Annotated in this window: 2 protein-coding genes and 1 pseudogene; all 3 read left to right on the top strand. The window is 73.2% G+C overall.

Annotation, left to right across the window (positions count from 1 at the left end):
* Window positions 1-430: pseudogene (locus tag G3I65_RS48755) on the top strand (LLM class F420-dependent oxidoreductase); the annotation flags it as partial.
* A 58-nt stretch (window positions 431-488) separates the two neighbouring features.
* Window positions 489-1,364 (top strand): fumarylacetoacetate hydrolase family protein, encoded by an 876-nt coding sequence (locus G3I65_RS48750; protein WP_160702394.1) that lies wholly within the window; start codon window positions 489-491, stop codon window positions 1,362-1,364.
* 82 nt (window positions 1,365-1,446) lie between these two features.
* Window positions 1,447-2,926 (top strand): enoyl-CoA hydratase-related protein (locus G3I65_RS48745; protein ID WP_239071907.1); only part of this gene is annotated, 1,480 nt, incomplete at its 3' end.

Genomic DNA, 2,926 nt, shown 5'->3' with positions numbered 1-2,926 from the left:
CGCCGCCGGCACGCTCACCCTCCAGGTGACGCCCGAACACACCCGGCGCGCCCGCGCGGCGCTCGGACCGGGCAAGCTGGTGGTGCCCGGCCACGGCGTCGCGCTGGACACCGACGCCGGACGAGCCCGGGAAACCGGCCGCGCGGCCGTGCGCCCGATCCTGGGGATCGCGAACTACGCCGACAACCTCCGCCGGATCGGCTACGGCGACGAGGACCTCACCGACCCCTTCAGCGACCGGCTGATCGACGCCCTCGTGCTGCACGGCGACGAGGCGGCCGTCGCGGCGGGGATCGAAGCGGAACTGGCGGCGGGCGCCGACCACGTCGGCTTGCACGCGCTGGGCGCGGATCCGATCGGCGTGCTGCGCGCGGTCGCGGTCCTCGCGAATCCGAAGTGGACGGTCTCACGGGTGCACTCGGACAAGTAGCTCGTTGACCCCGGCCCTCCCCGTTCCGTAGGTTCGGTGCGGAACGAGGAGGTCCGGGTTGAGCCATCTGGTGCGCTACGCCGACGGAACCGGCGACATCCGAATCGGTCTGCTCACCGAAGAGCGGTTGCGACCACTCGCGGTGACGTCGATGAGCGACCTGCTGCGCCACACCGTGGCGGAGATCCGCGAGCTGGCCGAGTCCGCCGGCGAGCCGGTGCCGACGGCCGGAACGCGCTTGCTGCCGCCGCTGGACGGGCGGACGGAGGTGTGGGCCGCCGGGGTGACCTACCTGCGCTCCGAGGAAGCCCGCCGCGAGGAAAGCGCCGACGAGGACGTCTACGCGCGGGTGTACCGCGCGAAGCGGCCGGAGCTGTTCTTCAAGTCGGCCGCGTGGCGCGTGGTCACCGACGACGAGCCGATCGCCGTCCGCGCCGATTCCGAGAACAACGTGCCGGAACCGGAACTCGGCCTGCTGCTGACCGCCGGCGGGGAGACCGCCGGGTACGTCGTGGTCGACGACGTCAGCTCCCGCAGCATCGAAGGCGAGAACCCGCTGTACCTCCCGCAGGCCAAGATCTACACCGGATCGTGCGCGGTGTCGGCGCGCGTGCGGCCGGCGTGGGAGGTGCCGGACCCGCTGTCGCTCGGCCTCCGCATGCGCATCCTGCGCGATGGCCGCGAGGTGTTCGCCGGCGAGGCCAACACCGCCCAGCTGAACCGCGAACCGGCCGAACTGGTCGAATACCTGTGGCGGGACAACGACTTCCCCCACGGCGCGGTGCTCTCGACGGGCACGTCCGTCGTGCCGGGACTCGATCAAGGGTTGCGGCCGGGCGACGTCGTCGAGATCGAGATCGACGAGGTCGGCGCCCTGCGCTCCCCCGTGGTGCTGGGCGCCGAGGAAGTACGCCGCGTGCTCGTCACGCGCTGAAGCCCCCACTATTGGCAGCGTCGCGCCGCGCGGTTCGCCAGGTACCGTCGGACGGTCCTGACGGCCGCTGAGCGGAGGCGCGTTGAAGATCCTGTTGCTGTGCACCGCGTTCAACGGACTGAGTCAACGCGCCTGGGCCCGGTTGCGGGCCGGCGGGCACCGCGTCACCGTGCGGACGGCGGGCGATCCGGAGGCGATCGCCGCCGCCGTGGCGGGTGCCGAGCCCGAGCTGATCCTCTGCCCGTTCCTGCGGCACCGGGTGCCCGAAGCCGTCTGGCGGCGGTATCGCACGATCATCATCCACCCGGGACCGCCCGGTGACCGCGGGCCGGCCGCGCTGGACTGGGCGATCATGGACGCCGAGCCCCGCTGGGGCATGACCGCCCTGCAGGCGACCGGGGACCTGGACGGCGGGCCGATCTGGGGGTCGCGGCTGTTCCCGATGCCCGCCGACCCGCCCCGCAAGAGCACCCTCTACAACACCCAGGTGGCCGACGCGGCGATGAGCCTGATCGACGAAGTCGTGCGCAAGGCGGAAACCCCGGGCTTCACCCCGCAGCCCCTGGACCGCCACCGGCCCGGCGCCACCGTGCGGTCGCGCCCCCCGGTGCGTCAGGCCGACCGGAGCTTTTCGTGGCACGAGCCGGCCGCGCACATCCTTCGCCGGATCCGCGCCGCCGACGGCAGACCCGGGGTGCGCACGACGCTGGCCGGCGTGCCGGTCGCCGTGTTCGACGCCCATCGCGGTGCCGCCTCGCCCGGCGAGCCCGGCACGATCGCGGCGCACAGCCACGGTGCCGTGCTGGTCCGCACCGGGGACGGCGCGCTCTGGGTGGGACACGCCCGGCGGCCGGCCGGACCCGGCGTCCCGGTCAAGCTGCCGGCGGTGCTCGCCCTCGCGGGTGTTCCCGAGCCGCAGGAGGCCAAGGAAGCACCGGGCTTCCGGGAGATCGGCTACCGGCGCACCGGCGACGTCGGATTGGTCAGCTTCGACTTCTACAACGGCGCGATGTCCACCACCCACTGCCGGCGGCTGCTCGCGGCGCTCCGCCACGCGATGGCGCAGGACACCAAGGTCGTCGTGCTGTCCGGCGGCGAGGTGTTTTCCCACGGCCTGCACCTGGGCGTCATCGAAGCCCACCCGGACCCCGCGGGCGAAGCGTGGCGCAACATCACCGCGATCGACGACCTCTGCCGGGAAATCATCACCTGCACCGGCCAGCTCGTGGTGTCGGCGCTGTCCGGCAATGCGGGCGCCGGCGGGGTGATGCTGGCGCTGGGCGCGGACAAGGTGATCGCGCGGGACAGCGTGATGCTCAACCCGCACTACCGGACCATGGGTCTCTACGGCTCCGAGTACTGGACGTACGTGCTGCCCCGCCGGGTCGGCGAGGCGCAGGCACGGCAGCTGACCACACGCTGCGAGCCGATCAGCGCGACCGAAGCGGCCGGGCTCGGCCTGGTCGACCGGCTCGCCGCGAGCGACCGGAAAGCGTTCACCGCGGCCGCGCTGGGCTACGCCGCCGAATTGGCCGAGGGGCCGCGTGCCCGCGCGCTCCTCG

Source organism: Amycolatopsis sp. SID8362 (genome assembly GCF_010550475.1).
Classification (GTDB): domain Bacteria; phylum Actinomycetota; class Actinomycetes; order Mycobacteriales; family Pseudonocardiaceae; genus Amycolatopsis; species Amycolatopsis eburnea.
Note: the sequence above shows the minus strand (reverse complement) of the source record. Positions and strands in the feature narration are given on the sequence as shown.